Source organism: Sphingomonas sp. 2378 (genome assembly GCF_038084995.1).
Classification (GTDB): domain Bacteria; phylum Pseudomonadota; class Alphaproteobacteria; order Sphingomonadales; family Sphingomonadaceae; genus Sphingomonas.
In genome coordinates, this window is sequence record NZ_JAXCMJ010000027.1 from 34500 (window position 1) to 50038 (window position 15539).

Annotated in this window: 14 protein-coding genes; 4 read left to right on the plus strand and 10 right to left on the minus strand. The window is 66.3% G+C overall.

What is annotated here, in order from left to right:
* Positions 1 to 117: 117 nt before the first annotated feature.
* From SM191_RS13310 to SM191_RS13335, 6 genes are all read right to left on the minus strand, one after another.
* Entirely contained in the window at positions 118 to 1038 is a 921-nt protein-coding gene (locus SM191_RS13310; RefSeq protein ID WP_341506617.1) for a ParB/RepB/Spo0J family partition protein, read from the minus strand.
* On the minus strand, positions 1035 to 1826 hold the full coding sequence (locus SM191_RS13315; protein ID WP_306997216.1) for a ParA family protein: 792 nt from the start codon (positions 1824 to 1826) through the stop codon (positions 1035 to 1037). Before SM191_RS13315 ends, SM191_RS13310 begins: the two co-directional genes overlap by 4 nt.
* On the minus strand, positions 1823 to 2437 hold the full coding sequence (gene rsmG / locus SM191_RS13320; RefSeq protein ID WP_341506618.1) for a 16S rRNA (guanine(527)-N(7))-methyltransferase RsmG: 615 nt from the start codon (positions 2435 to 2437) through the stop codon (positions 1823 to 1825). Before rsmG ends, SM191_RS13315 begins: the two co-directional genes overlap by 4 nt.
* Positions 2434 to 4269, minus strand: a complete 1836-nt coding sequence (mnmG, locus tag SM191_RS13325; protein WP_341506619.1) for a tRNA uridine-5-carboxymethylaminomethyl(34) synthesis enzyme MnmG — start codon at positions 4267 to 4269, stop codon at positions 2434 to 2436. Before mnmG ends, rsmG begins: the two co-directional genes overlap by 4 nt.
* Positions 4270 to 4338: 69 nt before the next feature.
* Entirely contained in the window at positions 4339 to 5625 is a 1287-nt protein-coding gene (gene mnmE, locus SM191_RS13330) for a tRNA uridine-5-carboxymethylaminomethyl(34) synthesis GTPase MnmE (protein ID WP_341506620.1), read from the minus strand.
* 8 nt (positions 5626 to 5633) lie between these two features.
* The gene (locus SM191_RS13335) at positions 5634 to 5858 is read right to left on the minus strand and encodes a DUF6489 family protein (RefSeq protein ID WP_261268435.1); all 225 of its coding nucleotides are present in this window, start codon (positions 5856 to 5858) and stop codon (positions 5634 to 5636) included.
* 69 nt (positions 5859 to 5927) lie between these two features.
* Between SM191_RS13335 and SM191_RS13340 the strand changes: the two genes are divergently transcribed.
* Positions 5928 to 6629 carry a dienelactone hydrolase family protein gene (locus tag SM191_RS13340; RefSeq protein WP_341506621.1) on the plus strand — a complete coding sequence of 234 codons (702 nt, stop codon included), beginning with the start codon at positions 5928 to 5930 and terminating at the stop codon, positions 6627 to 6629.
* A gap of 38 nt (positions 6630 to 6667) precedes the next feature.
* Here SM191_RS13340 and SM191_RS13345 read toward each other — a convergent pair whose 3' ends face one another.
* Positions 6668 to 8242: a lysine--tRNA ligase gene (locus SM191_RS13345; protein ID WP_341506622.1), complete on the minus strand. Its 1575-nt coding sequence runs from the start codon at positions 8240 to 8242 to the stop codon at positions 6668 to 6670.
* Between the two features lie 193 nt (positions 8243 to 8435).
* Between SM191_RS13345 and SM191_RS13350 the strand changes: the two genes are divergently transcribed.
* Positions 8436 to 11222 (plus strand): ATP-dependent DNA helicase, encoded by a 2787-nt coding sequence (locus tag SM191_RS13350; protein WP_341506623.1) that lies wholly within the window; start codon positions 8436 to 8438, stop codon positions 11220 to 11222.
* Complete coding sequence (locus SM191_RS13355; RefSeq protein ID WP_341506624.1) at positions 11219 to 11752, plus strand: SixA phosphatase family protein; 534 nt, start codon at positions 11219 to 11221, stop codon at positions 11750 to 11752. Before SM191_RS13350 ends, SM191_RS13355 begins: the two co-directional genes overlap by 4 nt.
* 100 nt (positions 11753 to 11852) lie before the next feature.
* On the opposite strand, the gene SM191_RS13360 is transcribed toward SM191_RS13355, so the two are convergent.
* Both SM191_RS13360 and SM191_RS13365 read right to left on the minus strand, forming a co-directional pair.
* Positions 11853 to 12380: a YceD family protein gene (locus SM191_RS13360; protein ID WP_306997196.1), complete on the minus strand. Its 528-nt coding sequence runs from the start codon at positions 12378 to 12380 to the stop codon at positions 11853 to 11855.
* Positions 12377 to 12910: a ubiquinol-cytochrome C chaperone family protein gene (locus SM191_RS13365; RefSeq protein WP_341506625.1), complete on the minus strand. Its 534-nt coding sequence runs from the start codon at positions 12908 to 12910 to the stop codon at positions 12377 to 12379. The genes SM191_RS13360 and SM191_RS13365 overlap by 4 nt, the downstream gene beginning before the upstream one ends.
* A 142-nt stretch (positions 12911 to 13052) precedes the next feature.
* Between SM191_RS13365 and SM191_RS13370 the strand changes: the two genes are divergently transcribed.
* A complete protein-coding gene (locus SM191_RS13370) occupies positions 13053 to 13550 on the plus strand; it encodes an outer membrane protein assembly factor BamE (protein WP_307003032.1) in 498 nt (165 codons plus the stop codon).
* A gap of 338 nt (positions 13551 to 13888) precedes the next feature.
* On the opposite strand, the gene rho is transcribed toward SM191_RS13370, so the two are convergent.
* Complete coding sequence (gene rho / locus SM191_RS13375) at positions 13889 to 15145, minus strand: transcription termination factor Rho (protein ID WP_007405231.1); 1257 nt, start codon at positions 15143 to 15145, stop codon at positions 13889 to 13891.
* Positions 15146 to 15539 lie beyond the last annotated feature (394 nt).

The window sequence follows — 15539 nt, forward strand, 5'->3', positions numbered from 1 at the left end:
TTTAAGCCCCCTGTCCCCAAACCCCGTGCAGGCTGAGCGAAGTCGAAGCCCACGCCCCTCCCCTCAGAAATCAAAAGCGAGCTGCGCCTGCCTGCGAAACAGACCGGCGTCCCGCTTTCAAATCCCCTCACCGGTCAGCCGTTGGCACACCATGTCAAGCTGATCGAGCGTCGAGTAGCTGAGGGTGATCGTCCCCCCTTTCTCGCCATGCGCGATCCGCACCGACAGACCGAGCAGATCGGCCAATTGCCCCTCCAGCGCCGCGATATCGGCATCGGCGGCATCCTGGCCCGAAGGCTTGCTCGCCCCCCGCTCGCCCGTTGTACCCTTTCGACCGCCGCCCTTGGCCTCACGGGTCAGCTTTTCGGTCTCTCGGACGCTGAGGCCCCGCGCGATCACCTGATCGGCCAACGATTCGACCTCGTCCGCGCCCAGCAGCGCGCGGGCATGCCCCATCGACAGTGCGCCGCTGACGACCTGGCTCTGCACCGTGTCGGGCAATTCGAGCAGGCGGAGCAGATTGGCGACATGGCTGCGCGACTTGTGGACGATCTTGGCCAGCGCCTCCTGGGTATGGCCGAACTCGCCCGCCAGCCGCTGATAGGCCTGCGCCTCTTCGATGGCGTTCAAATCCTGGCGCTGGATATTCTCGATCAGCGCGACTTCGAGCGTCTGGGCGTCGTCGAAATCACGGACGACGACCGGCACCTCGTGCAGCCGCGCGCGCTGCGCCGCGCGCCAGCGACGCTCGCCCGCGACGATCTGATAATCCTTGCCGTGTGGGCGCACGACGATCGGCTGGATCAGTCCGCGCGCCGCGATCGAGGCGGCGAGTTCGTCGAGCGCCGCTTCCTCGAAATGACGGCGCGGCTGGTCGGGATGCGGTTGCAGCGATCCGACCGGCAACATCCGCACGCCGCCCGGCGTCGGCTGGTCACCGGGCCGGATCGGCGCCTCCCGCGCGATATCGCCCAGCAGCGCGCCCAGACCGCGCCCGAGACCGGGACGTGGGCGCTTGGCGGTCGTCTCCCCGCTCATGCCGCCGCCGCTCCCGGCTGGGTGCCGAGCGGCAGGCGGGCGATCAATTCCCGCGCCAGCGCGATATAGGCCAGACTGCCGACGCAGCGATGGTCATAGATCAGCGCCGGCAGCCCATGGCTGGGCGCCTCCGACAGCCGGACATTGCGCGGTATCACCGTATCGAACACGACCCCTCCCAAAACGGCGCGCACGTCCGCCGACACCTGGTCGGTCAGCCGGTTGCGCCGGTCATACATCGTCAGCGCCACGCCCAGGATCGCGAGGCCCGGATTGAACCGTGCGCGAATCCGCTCGACCGTGGTCAGAAGCTGCGAAAGCCCCTCCAGCGCGAAGAATTCGCATTGCAGCGGCACGAACAGCGAATCGGACGCCACCATCGCATTGATCGTCAACAGGCCCAACGAGGGCGGGCAATCGATCAGGACGATGTCCCAATTGCCCTGCGTCCGCCGCATCGCCTGATCCAACCGGTGCGTCCGATTCTCGAAATCGACCAGCTCCAGCTCCGCCCCCGACAGGTCCACCGTAGCGGGTACGATGTCCAGCCGGGGCACCTGCGTATGGACCACCGCATCGTCGATCCGCGCCTCGCCCAGCAGGACGTGGTAGCTGGAGAAGAGCCGCTGGCTGTTGGGAATTCCCAGACCCGTCGAGGCATTGCCCTGTGGATCGAGATCGATCAGCAGGACGTGCAGCCCCGTCGCCGCCAAGGCAGTGGCGAGGTTGATGGCGCTGGTGGTCTTGCCCACCCCACCCTTCTGGTTCGCGATGGCAACGCAGATCATCGGGCCCCTACTCGGTCGAGGATCACGATCGACGAGTCCGCCGAGGTGATGCTATGTTCCACGTGAAACACGAAGCGCCATTGCCGCTTGAGGGTCTTGATCTCGCGCTCGTCCAGGCGGCCGCGCGGGAGCAGCCACCGCGTTTCCTGTTTGCCGCAGTGTGCCGCCGCGCGCAAAAGATTTTCGACTGTCGCCACGGCACGAGCGGAAATAATATCCGCCTTCACATCGACGGCTTCGATCTTGGAGGCGTGGACAGACACCCGGTCGGCGATCCCCAGCTTGTCGGCGCAGTCCCGAAGGAAGTCCGCCCGCCGCTTGCGCGGTTCGACCAGCGCCATTCGGCCGGGCCAGGCGAGCGCCACGACCATGCCGGGAAAGCCTCCCCCGGTCCCGATATCCACCCACTGCCCATCCGCGCGATCGGCGAGCGGGATCAACTGCACCGAGTCCAGCGCATGTCGCGCCCAGATGGTCGGGATGGTCGATGGTGCGATAAGATTCTGCTGGTCGTTCTCGACGATCACCAGGCTGAGGAAATGATCGATCCGCTCGGCTGCTTCTTCCCCGAAACGCTGGGCGACCCAGTCGCGGGCCTGGTCTTCGGTCATGCCGCCATCTTTCGTGCGTGGAGAAGCACCGCCGACAATGCGGCGGGGGTGATGCCGCGTATGCGCGATGCGGCCGCCAGGGTCGCCGGACGCGCCAGGCTCAACCGGTCGATCATCTCCTGCGACAGACCGGGGATCGCGGCATAGTCTAACGTGGCAGGGAGCAGGATTCGCTCATCGGCGCGAAGCCGCGCGACCTCCTCCGCCTGTCGCTCAACATAGGGGGCGTAGCGCGCATCCTCCAGCATCTCGGCGATCACGGCGGCATCGCATCCCTCCGCCGCCTCGGGCGCGACATGCGCCAGCGTGACGCCATCGAAGCGCAGCCATTCATAAGCAGTCCGGCGCGCGCCATCCTGTGCGATCATCGCCCCGCTCCGCGCCAGATCGGAGGCGGTACGGACCACCGCCAGCCGTTCGCGTAGCATCGTCTGCTGCTCCTGCCGCCGCCGCCGATGCGCCAGCCGTTCGGGCGACAGACAGCCCATCGCCTCGGCGATATCCCCCAGCCGCGTTTCGGCATTGTCGGCGCGTAGTGAAAGCCGATATTCGGCACGCGCGGTCAGCATCCGATAGGGCTCGGTCACGCCCTGCAACACTAGATCGTCGATCATCACGCCCAGATAGCTGGATGCGCGGTCGAGGATCACCGGATCAAGGTCACAGGCATGGGCCGCCGCGTTGAGCCCGGCGATCAGCCCCTGCCCCGCCGCTTCCTCATAGCCCGTCGTACCGTTGATCTGCCCGGCACAGAACACGCCCTCGATCGCGCCCAGCGCCAGCCGGGCATCGAGCGCACGCGGGTCGATATGGTCATATTCCACCGCATAGCCGGGCAGCGTGATGACCGCCCGCTCCAGCCCGGGCATGGAAGCGATCATCGCTTCCTGCACATCGGTCGGCAGCGAGGTCGACAGGCCGTTGGGATAGACCAAGGGATCGTCCAACCCCTCCGGTTCCAGGAAGATCTGATGGCTGTCGCGGTCGGCGAAGCGCTTGATCTTGTCTTCGATCGACGGGCAATAGCGCGGACCATTTGCCTCGATCGCGCCGGTGAACAGCGGCGAACGATGGAAGGCCGCCGCGATGATCGCATGGGTCTGCTCGGTCGTCCGGGTGATCGCACAGGCGATCTGCGGCAACGGGCGAACGCCCGTCATCGGCGACATCGTCCACGGATCGAGGTCGCTCGGCTGCTCGTCCAGCTTGGCCCAGTCGATCGTACGGCCATCGAGACGCGGCGGGGTGCCGGTCTTCATCCGCGCCATGGGCAGGCCCAGCGTGCGCAACTGCTTGGCCATGCGCGTCGCCGCGCGTTCGCCGATCCGGCCGCCCAGATGCCGCTCGTCCCCCCGGAACAGTCTCCCGCCAAGGAAAGTCCCAGTCGCCAGCACCACCGCGCGGGCCGACAATATGGTGCCGCCCCCCAGTTGCACACCGGCAACCCGGTCGCCGTCGAAGATCAGCGCCTCGGCTTCCCCCTCCACGATGGTGAGGTTCGGTTGGGCCGCCAGCATCGCCTGGATCGCCCCGGCATAGCGCCGCCGGTCGGCCTGGACGCGAGGACCCTGGACCGCTGTTCCTTTGCTCCGATTGAGCATCCGGTAATGGATCGCGCCCTGGTCCGCCGCTCGTCCGATCAGCCCATCAAAGGCGTCGACCTCACGCACGATATGGCCCTTCCCCAACCCGCCGATCGCCGGATTGCAGGACATGGCACCCACGCCATGACGGTCAAAGGACAAAAGGGCCGTCCGCGCTCCCCGGCGCGCAGCCGCCGCAGCGGCCTCGGTTCCCGCGTGACCGCCACCGATCACTACGACATCAAACATGCCCCTGCCCTACCGGAAGCGTGGGTCAGCGTCAAAGCGATCCGTGGAGCGACGTTCCACGTGGAACACTCACTTGCCGAGGCAGAAGCGTCCGAACAGAGCATCTAGCATCGTCTCGGTCGCACTGATGCCCAGCACTTCGGCCAGCGCCTGACGGGCTATGCGCAACTCTTCGGCCATCAACAGCACGTCATCTGTCGGCGCTCCGATCAGCGCATTGGCCGCGCGTCGGCATTGGTCCTGCTGGTGCCGCTTGAAACCGATGGCATCCTCGCGAGGCAGAAGTCCGCTTGCGGCATCCGCAATCGCATCCCACACCGCTGCCACACCCGCAGGGTCGTCCCGGCGAACCGCCAGTCGCCGCCCCTCGGGCAAAGCCCCGCGCCCTGGCAGATCGGCCCGGGCATGGAGCCAGATCGCATCGGCGCGCGGCGAAGGAGTATCTGCCATCCACAACAGGATATCGGCCTGAAGGATCGCCTCCTGCGCACGGGTGACGCCGATGGCCTCGATCACATCGTCGGTATCCTCGGCCAGCCCGGCAGTGTCGGTCAGCACATAGGCCACCCCGCCGCGCAACACGCTGGCTTCGATCCGGTCGCGCGTCGTGCCCGCAATCGGCGAGACGATCGCCGCCTCGCGTTCGACCAGCAGGTTGAGCAGGGTCGACTTGCCGCTATTCGGCGGCCCGGCGAGCACCACCCTTATGCCGTCGTGCAGCCGATCGACCGGGGGCCGCTCCACCACCTCCAGCATAGCGATGGCGAGCGTGTGCATGGCATCCTTGATCCGCGCGACCGCCGCCGCGTCGAGCGGCACATCATCCTCTTCGGCGAAATCGAGCATCGCCTCGATCATCGCGGACAGACCGGCCAGCCGATCCATCCAGCCGCGTACTTCCTGGCTGACCCGCCCCTCGACCGCCACAATCGCCGCGCGCCGTTGCCGCTCGGTCTGCGCTTCGAGCAGATCGGCCAGCCCCTCCGCCTCGGCCAGATCGATACGGCCGTTGAGCAACGCGCGACGCGTGAACTCCCCCGGCTCGGCGCGGCGAACACCGGGGAGTACGGCCAGCGCCCGCTCCACCGCCGCCACCACCGCGCGGCCGCCATGGCAATGCAGCTCGACCAGATCCTCGCCGGTCGCGGTCGCCGGTCCCGGGAAACACAGGACCAGCGCCGAATCCAGCACCGCCCCCTGACCGTCGCGCAACGATCGCAGGCGCGCCATACGCGGCTCGGGCAAGCGCCCCCCGAGCCGCTCGCCCGCCGCGAAGGCCGTCGGGCCGCTCACCCGGATCACCGCGATGGCGGCGGGCGGCTGTCCGCTGGAGACGGCGAAGATCGTGTCGGTCATGGGAAGGATCAGCCCTTCTGCCCCTCGAACATCCGGCGCCACATCGCCATGCTGGCCTCGCCCATCGGTGCCCAACTCCGCATCATCGCCTCGACCATTTCGGGCTTCACCCCCGACTGCATCGTGTCGAGCATCATCTGGACATAGCGTTCATGGATCGGTGTCAGGTCGGGCAGGCCCATGGCGCGACGCGCCTCTTCGGGCGTGCAGTCGATTTCCACATTCACTTTCATTGGCCATTCTCCTCACGCGACCAACCGAGGCATAAGACGTTATCGTCGCGACGACCACAGGAGACCAGCATGACCGGAACCAAGACCATCGCCGCCACGGACGGCGGGGCCTCGTTCAACGCCTATTATGCCGAGCCGGAGGGCCAGCCGACTGCCGCCATCATCGTCATCCAGGAAATCTTCGGCGTGAATGCGGGTATCCGCCGCAAATGCGACACGCTGGCCGAGGCGGGCTATCTGGCCATCGCCCCCGATCTTTTCCACAAGATCGCCCCGGGCATCGAGCTGGACCCGGACATTCCCAACGAGATGCAACAGGCACTCAACCTGATGGGCCAGTTCGATCAGGATGGCGGTATTCGTGACATCGAGGCGACGATCAAGGCGATCCGTGACGAGCATGGCGCGGACTTCAAGGTCGGCGTCGTCGGCTATTGCCTGGGCGGGCGGCTCGCCTTCATGACCGCAGCGCGGACCGATGTGGATGCGAGCGTCGGCTATTATGGTGTCGGTATCGACGGCTTGCTGGGCGAGAAGAACGCGATCGCCAAGCCGGTCCTGCTCCACATTCCGGAGGAGGATCACTTCGTCGACAAGGATGCGCAGAAGCGGATGCACGAGGGGCTGGACGATCACCCCAAGGTCACGCTGTATGATTATGCCGGTGAGGATCACGGTTTCGCGACCGAATTCGGTCAGCGTCGGTCGGACGAGTCCGCCAGGCTGGCGGACGAACGCACCATGGCGTTCTTCGCGGAGCATCTCCGCTGATATGAAAAAGGGGGGAGCCACCGCTCCCCCCTTCCCTTTTACGCCGCCTTGGCCAGCGCCTCGGCGATTAGCTTGCGACTGTTATCCACACCATAGAGCGCGATGAAGCTGCCCATCCGGGGCCCCTGCGCCGAGCCTAGCAGCGTCTCGTACAGCGCCTTGAACCAGTCACGCAGCGACGCGAAGGCGTCGGTCTTGCCGATTTCATAGACGATGTTCTGGATATCCTCCGCGCTCGCCCCCGCCGGTAGCGCGGCCAGATGCGTATCCAACTGACGCAACGCATCTGCCTCATGCGGCTCCGGCGCGCGGCGGTGGAGCGTCGGCGCGACGAAATCGCGGGCATAGGCCAGCGCATGGTCGATCAGCCGGTCGAGTTCGGGATATTTCTCCGCCGATGCTTCCGGCACATAATTGGCGAGATAGCCCCAGACCTGCGCCTTGGTCGCCTCGCCCATCACACCGACCAGGTTGAGCAGCAGGCCGAACGTCACCGGCAATTCCCCATCGGGCAGCTTGCCATCATGGATATGGTGCACCGGGTTGCCCAGTTGCTCTTTGAGCGACTGGTTGGGGTAGTTGGTGCGGAACTGCCAATATTCGTCCACCGCGCGCGGGATGACGCCCATGTGGAGTTGCTTGGCTTTCTTCGGCTCGCGATAGGCGAAGAAGGCCAGGCTCTCCTCCGGCCCATAGGTCAGCCACTGGTCGAGGCTGAGGCCGTTGCCCTTGGACTTCGAAATCTTCTCGCCATGCTCGTCAAGGAACATTTCATAGTTGAAGCCCTCGGGCGGACGGCCGCCGAGCACGCGGGCGATCTTGGACGACTGGGTTACCGAGTCGATCAGATCCTTGCCCGCCATCTCGTAATCCACGCCCAGCGCGACCCAGCGCATCGCCCAGTCGACCTTCCATTGCAGTTTGGACAGCCCACCCAGCGCCGACTGGACGATCCGCTCGCCCTCGTCCTCGAATGCGATCAGTCCGGCTTCGGCGTCGATCACCTCGACCGGCACCTGAAGCACGATGCCCGATCTGGGGCTGATCGGCAGGACGGGGGAATAGGTCGCGCGACGCTCGGCCCGTAGCGTGGGCAGCATCACGTCCTGAATGCCCTGATAGTGCTTCAGTACCAACCGGAGCGCATCATCGAACCGTCCCGAGCTATAATATTCGGTCGAGGAGGCGAATTCATACTCGAAGCCGAAGCGGTCGAGAAACTGGCGCAGCAGCGCGTTGTTGTGCGCGGCGAAGCTGTCGAACTTCTCGAACGGATCGGGCACCTGGGTCAGCGGCTTGCCGAGATGCTCGCGCAGCATGGCCTGGTTGGGCACATTGTCGGGCACCTTGCGCAGCCCGTCCATATCATCCGAAAAGGCGATCAGCCGCGTCTTCTGGTCCGACAGCGCATGAAAGGCGTTGCGGACCATCGTGGTGCGCAGCACTTCGTTGAACGTGCCGATATGCGGCAGGCCGGAGGGACCATAGCCGGTTTCGAACAGGATCGGCTCACCACCCGGCTTGCCGTCGGGATAGCGTTTGAGGAGCTTGCGAGCCTCCTCATAGGGCCAGGCCTTGGAGTCGAGAGCGGTGGAGCGAAGTTCGTCTGTCATGCTTTTGCCTCTGGCAACACGGACGGGGATGCACAATGGGTTTTGCGTTATGCACGGTTTGTGCACGGGGTTATCCACAGGGGTAGGTGTTCCACGTGGAACAGCGGCTTGGTGGTGACTTGGCGATTGCCCTCCCCCATCCCCTCCCGCAGGCGGGAGGGGATGGGGGGAAAGACCCCAATCCGCGAAGCAAATGAGACCGGACCCCGTTGCCATCCTGTTCCAACAGGCCGATATCCCGAAAGTGACCGCGCTCCCCCACCCCGCCCTGCATGCCAGCCATAGCGGCGTATGGATTTCGAGCGGGGAGCAAACCCGTGCGGTATCGCGCGGCGAGGCAATCGGGCTGGCATCCGAAACGCCGGTCATCCTGCTCAATGCGCCGCTGATCGGACAGCGACTGGGCTATGCCGAATTGTCCGGCCTCGACCTGCTGGAGCTGTTCGCCTTTCTGCGACCCGCGCAGTTCGCCGTGCCGACACCGAATGGTCTGGCCCGTGCCTGCGGATTGGAGCCGCCGGAGAACGATGCGGACGTCGCGGCCTTTCTGATCCGCGCTACCCAGACCCTGCTCGCCTTGCCGGACGGCGCCTGGCCCGAACGTGAAGGCGCCTGGACCGCCGCACAGAGCCTTGCGCGGCTCCGCTGGCCTTGGGCTCCGCTGATCGGTCCGCGCCTCGCCCGACCCGAGCGTAACGAGCGCTGGCTGTTCAGCGCGCTACCCGAATGGGAGGAGGACGCCCCCCGCCCCGCCCCGCGCACTATCGACCTGCCGCCACAGGATGCCGAGGATCGACTCCGCCATTTGACCGGCGAAGGCGCGGAGGAGCGCCCCGGCCAGCGCGCCTATGCCGCCGCCGCGACCGCCGCCTTCGCCCCACGCGCCGTGCGCGACACACCGAATTTGGTGCTGGCCGAAGCGGGAACGGGGATCGGCAAGACCCTGGGCTATCTCGCCCCTGCCAGCCTCTGGGCCGAGCGGGCGGGCGGCGCGGTGTGGATTTCGACCTATACCAAGGCGCTGCAACGCCAGTTGAGCGCCGAAACCACGCGCCTCTACCCCGATCCCGTGCTGCGCAAGGAACGGGTGGTCACGCGCAAGGGGCGAGAAAATTATCTCTGCCTGCTCAACCTGGAGGACGCGCTGCAAGGCGGGTTCGCAGGCCGGGCGGCGGTTCTGGCGCAACTGGTCGCGCGTTGGGCCGCCTATAGCAGCGACGGTGATATGGTTGGCGGCGACCTGCCTGGCTGGCTGACCACCCTGTTCCGGCGCAACGGTTCGGCGGCGCTGACCGACCGGCGCGGCGAGTGCGTCTATGCCGGGTGCCCGCATTATCGGAAATGCTTCATCGAACGGGCGGCGCGCGCCTCGGTGCAGGCGGATATCGTCATCGCCAATCACGCGCTGGTCATGGTCAACGCCGCGCGCGGGCGCGAGACCCAGACGCGACCGACCCGCTATGTGTTCGATGAGGGCCATCATCTGTTCGACGCGGCGGACTCGATGTTCGCGACCGCGCTGACCGGTGCCGAGACGATCGAACTGCGCCGCTGGATATTGGGCCCTGAAGCCGGATCCCGCGGGCGACGCCGGGGCCTTGCCGCGCGGCTGTCCGATGTCGCCAGCTATGACGAGGGTGGCAACCGCGCGATCGGCGATGCGGTACAGGCGGCCCATGCGCTGGCGAGCGAAGGCTGGCTGGGGCGGTTGGCCGAGGGGCAGCCTTTCGGACCGATCGAAACCTTGCTGGCGGCGGTGCGTGGCCTCGCCTTTGCGCGTGCGGAACAGCCGGGTGATGCCGGCTATGGTCTGGAAACCGAACTGGCCGATCCCTCGCCCGAACTGATCGATGCCGCCGGTCCCGCCGCACACGCACTCGACGCATTGCTGCGACCGCTGGTGACACTCGGCCAGCGGCTGGAGGCGGTGCTGCACGAAGCACCCGACTGGCTGGACGGACAAGCCCGTGCCCGGGTGGAGGGCGCGATCGCCTCCATCGCCTGGCGGGCGGAGACGGTCGCCGCCTGGCTGTCGCTGCTCGCGCGGATCGGCGGGCCGGTCGATCCCGATTTCGTCGACTGGCTGGCGGTCGACCGGGTGGAGGGGCGCGAATATGATGTCGGGCTCCATCGCCACTGGCTGGACCCTACACGCCCCTTTGCCGAAATCGTGCTGAAGCCCGCGCATGGGGCGCTCGTCACCTCGGCGACGTTGCGCGCGGGGGGCGACTGGGACGTGGCGGAGGCGCGGACGGGCGCGCCGCATCTGGCGCGCGGGCCCTCCCATTTCGTCGCGGAAAGCCCGTTCGACTATCCGGGCCGCGCCGAGGTGCTGATCGTCACCGATGTGAAGCGCGGCGACATTCCCCAGCTTGCCAATGCCTATGCGCGGCTGATCGACGCGGCGAAGGGCGGGACGCTGGGTTTGTTCACCGCGATCCGGCGCTTGCGCGGGGTGCATGGCCGGATCGCCGACCGATTGGCGCGCGAAGGGCTGGCGCTGCACGCCCAGCATGTCGATCCGATCGACACCGGCACGCTGGTGGATATCTTCCGCGAAGATCCGTCGGCTTCGCTGCTCGGCACCGATGCCTTGCGCGACGGGGTGGACGTGCCCGGCTCGTCGCTGCGGCTGGTGGTGATGGAGGGCGTACCCTGGCCCAAGCCCACCGTCCTTCACGCCGCGCGCAAGCTGGCGGGCGGCGGCAGCGCCTATGACGACCGGATCGTGCGGGCGCGGATGGCGCAGGCCTTCGGGCGGCTGATCCGGCGCGCCGACGATCGCGGCGCCTTCGTGCTGCTGTCCGCCGCCATGCCATCGCGGTTGCGCGATGCCTTTCCGCCGGGGGTGGCGATCGCCCGCGTCACGCTGGACGAAGCGGTCGCGCGCGTAGCGGCGCGGCTTTCCACCGACGCGCCGATAGGGCATGGGGGAAGCAACATCCTGCCAGCCGCCGCCACGGAGTTTCCGGTCCGATGAAGACGCTGACGTTGCTTCGCCACGCCAAGTCGAGCTGGGACGATCCGGTCTCGCGCGATTTCGATCGGCCTCTCAACGCCAAGGGCCGCCGCGCCGCCGCGATGATCGGGCGGCATCTGAAGTCGTTGGACATCACGTTCGACCATATCCTCGCCTCCCCCGCTATCCGCGTGATGGAGACGCTGGACGAGGTCTGGGGCGGCTATGGTCGTCGGTTGGAGCCGATGTGGGACAAGACGCTCTACCTCGCCTCGGCCGCCAGCCTGCTCGATCGGGTCCAGGCGCTGCCCGATGCGGCGGAGCATGTCCTGATGGTCGGGCATAACCCAGGTCTGGAGGATCTGGTCCTCGACCTGACGCTGGCCAGCGAATTGCGCGAGCGGGTGGAGGATAAATACCCTACCGCGACGGTGGCGCAGATGACGCTGCCCATCGACCGGTGGAACGAGGCGCAGCCGCATAGCGCAACGCTGGTGGCGTTCATCCGGCCGCGCGATCTGGACCCGACGCTGGGGCCGGATACGCCGTAATTTTTCTTGATCGGTGATGCGCGGAGCATTCGCGGTTTTGCCCCTACACCGCCGTTCCGCGACGGTCCCCCTCCCCAAGCAAAGCCTGAGGAGGAACGGGTCAGCCCTTGCCTTCCAGCTTGGCCTTCAGGCCCGCCAGCGCACCGAAGGGCCCGGCTTCGTCCTCGCTGATAACCCCCGCTTCCTTCAACACGGCGGCGGCGTTGGGGCTGCGGGGAAAGGGATCGAGCGACAGCGCCATGGTCTCCGCCGCCGCTTCGCCCAGGTCGATCGTGCCGCCTTCGATCTCGATCGTGTCGAGCGAGTCCTCGGACAGTTCGATCTCCTCGTCTCCGCCCTGCCTGGAAGGCTCGACGAAGCGCAAGGCAACCGGCTCGTCCACCTTGGCAGGCACCGGGTCGCCGGTCACCGAACAGGGCTGCACCACCGCACCGCGCACCTTGCCGGTCACCATTATGCCCGCCGCGTCGCGCCGGACGACCAGTTCCGCCGTCAGCGCATCCACCGAGAGCAACCCGAACCGTCCGGCCAGCGCGCGGCGTTCGTCGCGGGTGGTCTCGATCGCTACGGCTTTCTCTCGCTCGCCGATCGTATCGATCTTTTCGGGGCGGCTCCATTCGGGGGTCACGGCAATTCTCCAAGGGTCAGGCGGGCAAGCGGCACGTCCGCCAGCCGTCCATGTAGGGTACGAAGCGCCTCGCGAACATGGGGAACCGCTTGTCGGTCGGTCGGAGCCTCGCCGCGATACAGGTTGCGGACCAGCGCGGCGTCCATCGCCTCCGCCCCGCCGGCCAGCCCGTCGCGATAGGCGGTCAGGCGCCCCCCCAGCATCGCCATCATCCGGCCGATATGCTTGCCGACCACGATGTCGCCGATGCCCAGTTCGCGCAACTGCCCGTCCATGTCCGTGACGAAGCGCTCCGTGATCCGCGCCGCCGGGCCCGCGCCCTCCGGACTGGCTTCCAGCCGGATCAGGACCAGCGACAGCACCGCCGCGATCATATCGAACCGGCCATCGACCGTATCGGGCACCGCGCCGTCCAGATACCAATGCGGTTCGCGCGCGCGCAGTACCACCGCATTATAGAGCGGCAGCGCCGCGTCCCCGTCGCGGCCGAAATAGCGCGCGATCCCCTGCTTCAGCCAGCCCCAGGCCATGCGCCCCTCCCTCTCTGGTCGCGCGACCAACGCCCGCGCGAATTGCTTGTATGCGCCTTTCCCTTGGCATATCGAGGGGGTGACGGTCGAGCGGATCGACCGCCTGTATACCCGCCTGTGCGGCCGATATCCCGGCCCGGAGATGATGATGAGCGTTTCTTCCACCCGTGCCCTCGGGCTCGGCCTGGCGATGGCCCTGGCCGCGTCCGCCTGTACGCCCCTGCGGTCGCATCAGGGTTATGTGGTCGATGTCGATCTCGTCAACGCGATCCAGCCGGGTGTTGATAACCGCCAGTCGGTGCTCCAGACGCTGGGCACGCCGACGATCAGCAGCCAGTTCGGCGGAACCGACTGGTATTATGTCGCGCGCGACAGCCGCAATCTGGGCTATAACCTGCCCAATCCGTCATCGCAGATCACCTTGCAGATCAGCTTCGACCAGGCGGGCAACGTCACCACGATCCGCCGCGCGGGGCTGGACCAGGTCGCGGACATCTCGCCCTATGGCAAGACGACGCCGACCCTGGGCCGTTCGCGCGGCTTCTTCCAGGATCTGTTCGGCAATATCGGCGCGGTCGGCGCCCCCGGTGCGGGTGCCGGTGCGCCGGGTACCGGTGGCGGCGGACGTACGCGTCCGTAAGGGCTGAACCCTAGGCATACCAACCTCCGTTCGCACTGAGCGAAGTCGAAGTGCACGTCCCGCGTTTCGGCAACGAATTCCCTTGGCCTTCGACTTCGCTCAGGCTGAACGCACGGTGGGTGGTTTGGCGGGCTCTCGCGACATCGCCACCCCCGTTTGGCCGCGTCGCGTGATAAGCAACGACGCGGCCGTGCCGTGCTTGGGTCGGCACGATCCCGAAAGGGGATGGGATCGGGCCTGCTAACGCCCCAAATGCGAAATGGGTTCGCAAACGGGCCTATTTCCCGTCGGCGAACCCATCGATCCATAGCGTCGGGGGGGGACCAAGCCCCCTGCCCTTACTGGTTCATCGAGTCGAAGAAGTCCTCGTTGGTCTTGGAATTCTTCATCTTGTCGAGCAGGAATTCCATCGAGTCGATCGTGCCCATCTGCATGAGGATGCGGCGCAGCACCCACATCTTGGACAGCTTGTCCTTTTCGACCAGCAGCTCTTCCTTGCGGGTGCCCGACTTGCCGACATCCATCGCCGGGAAGATGCGCTTGTCCGCCACCTTGCGGTCGAGCACGATTTCCGAGTTGCCGGTGCCCTTGAACTCTTCGAAGATCACTTCGTCCATGCGGCTGCCCGTGTCGATCAGCGCGGTGGCGATGATCGAGAGCGAGCCGCCCTCCTCGATATTGCGCGCCGCGCCGAAGAAGCGCTTGGGCCGCTGGAGCGCGTTCGCATCGACACCGCCGGTCAGCACCTTGCCCGAGGACGGGACGACCGTGTTGTAGGCGCGGCCCAGACGGGTGATCGAGTCGAGCAGGATGACCACATCCTTCTTGTGCTCGACCAGGCGCTTGGCCTTTTCGATCACCATCTCGGCGACCTGGACGTGGCGCTGTGCCGGTTCGTCGAAGGTCGAGGAAACGACCTCGCCACGCACCGAACGCTGCATGTCGGTGACTTCTTCCGGACGCTCGTCGATGAGGAGGACGATCAGGAAGACTTCGGGGTGGTTGTCGGTGATCGCCTTGGCGATGTTCTGCAACATCACCGTCTTACCCACGCGCGGGGGCGCGACGATCAGCGTGCGCTGGCCCTTGCCCTGCGGCGAGACGATGTCGATCACACGCGCCGACTTGTCCTTCTGGGTCGGGTCGGCGGGGTCGAGGATCAGCTTCTGCTCGGGATAGAGCGGGGTGAGGTTGTCGAAATTGACGCGGTGGCGGACGGCCTCAGGGTCATCGAAATTGACCGAGGTCAGCTTGGTCAGCGCGAAATAACGCTCGCCGTCCTTGGGCGCGCGGATTTCGCCTTCGACCGTGTCGCCGGTACGCAGGCCATGCTTGCGGACCTGGTTGGGAGAGACATAGATATCGTCCGGCCCGGCCAGGTAATTGGCTTCGGGCGAGCGCAGGAAGCCGAAACCATCGGGCAGCACCTCGATCGTGCCCAGACCCATGATCTGGTCGCCCTGCTCCGCCTGTTCCTTGAGGATGGCGAACAGCAGGTCCTGCTTGCGCAGCGTCGACGCGCTCTCGACCCCCAATTCCTCGGCCAGTTGCACGAGGTCGGCGGGAGTTTTCTTCTTGAGGTCTTTCAGATGCATGATCGGTCCGGATGGTCGGAGGGCGTCGGTCGGCGATGATCGCGGCGAAACGAGGCTGTCGATAAGGAAGCGTACCCGACGCGAGGACCGCGCCGTACAAGGCCCGAGTTAGGATTCGGGCGGCCCCAAGTCAATGGGGAATACCCATTGCTACGTGAGACTCACGCCCCTCCCGCAGGCGGGAGGGGATGGGGGAGGGAAAGCCGCGAGCGCTGGTCTCGGTGAGACTCCCTGCCCTCCCCCGGCCCCTCCCGTTTACGGGAGGGGAGGAAGAAGGGATGCCCCTCCCGTAAACGGATTCCTCTGCGAAACGTCTGGCAATGAGGATGGTTGAGTGATTCACTGTGCGGGCAGGAGGGCATGGTGATGGTCGAGCAGCGATTGCTGGTGGAAG

Excerpts from the sequence above, each read along its gene's own strand:
- SM191_RS13310 (WP_341506617.1), bottom strand. The coding sequence starts at position 1,038 with ATGAGCGGGGAGACGACCGCCAAGCGCCCACGTCCCGGTCTCGGGCGC.
- SM191_RS13315 (WP_306997216.1), bottom strand. The coding sequence starts at position 1,826 with ATGATCTGCGTTGCCATCGCGAACCAGAAGGGTGGGGTGGGCAAGACC.
- rsmG (WP_341506618.1), bottom strand. The coding sequence starts at position 2,437 with ATGACCGAAGACCAGGCCCGCGACTGGGTCGCCCAGCGTTTCGGGGAA.
- mnmG (WP_341506619.1), bottom strand. The coding sequence starts at position 4,269 with ATGTTTGATGTCGTAGTGATCGGTGGCGGTCACGCGGGAACCGAGGCC.
- mnmE (WP_341506620.1), bottom strand. The coding sequence starts at position 5,625 with ATGACCGACACGATCTTCGCCGTCTCCAGCGGACAGCCGCCCGCCGCC.
- SM191_RS13335 (WP_261268435.1), bottom strand. The coding sequence starts at position 5,858 with ATGAAAGTGAATGTGGAAATCGACTGCACGCCCGAAGAGGCGCGTCGC.
- SM191_RS13340 (WP_341506621.1), top strand. The coding sequence starts at position 5,928 with ATGACCGGAACCAAGACCATCGCCGCCACGGACGGCGGGGCCTCGTTC.
- SM191_RS13345 (WP_341506622.1), bottom strand. The coding sequence starts at position 8,242 with ATGACAGACGAACTTCGCTCCACCGCTCTCGACTCCAAGGCCTGGCCC.
- SM191_RS13350 (WP_341506623.1), top strand. The coding sequence starts at position 8,436 with ATGAGACCGGACCCCGTTGCCATCCTGTTCCAACAGGCCGATATCCCG.
- SM191_RS13355 (WP_341506624.1), top strand. The coding sequence starts at position 11,219 with ATGAAGACGCTGACGTTGCTTCGCCACGCCAAGTCGAGCTGGGACGAT.
- SM191_RS13365 (WP_341506625.1), bottom strand. The coding sequence starts at position 12,910 with ATGGCCTGGGGCTGGCTGAAGCAGGGGATCGCGCGCTATTTCGGCCGC.
- SM191_RS13370 (WP_307003032.1), top strand. The coding sequence starts at position 13,053 with ATGATGATGAGCGTTTCTTCCACCCGTGCCCTCGGGCTCGGCCTGGCG.
- rho (WP_007405231.1), bottom strand. The coding sequence starts at position 15,145 with ATGCATCTGAAAGACCTCAAGAAGAAAACTCCCGCCGACCTCGTGCAA.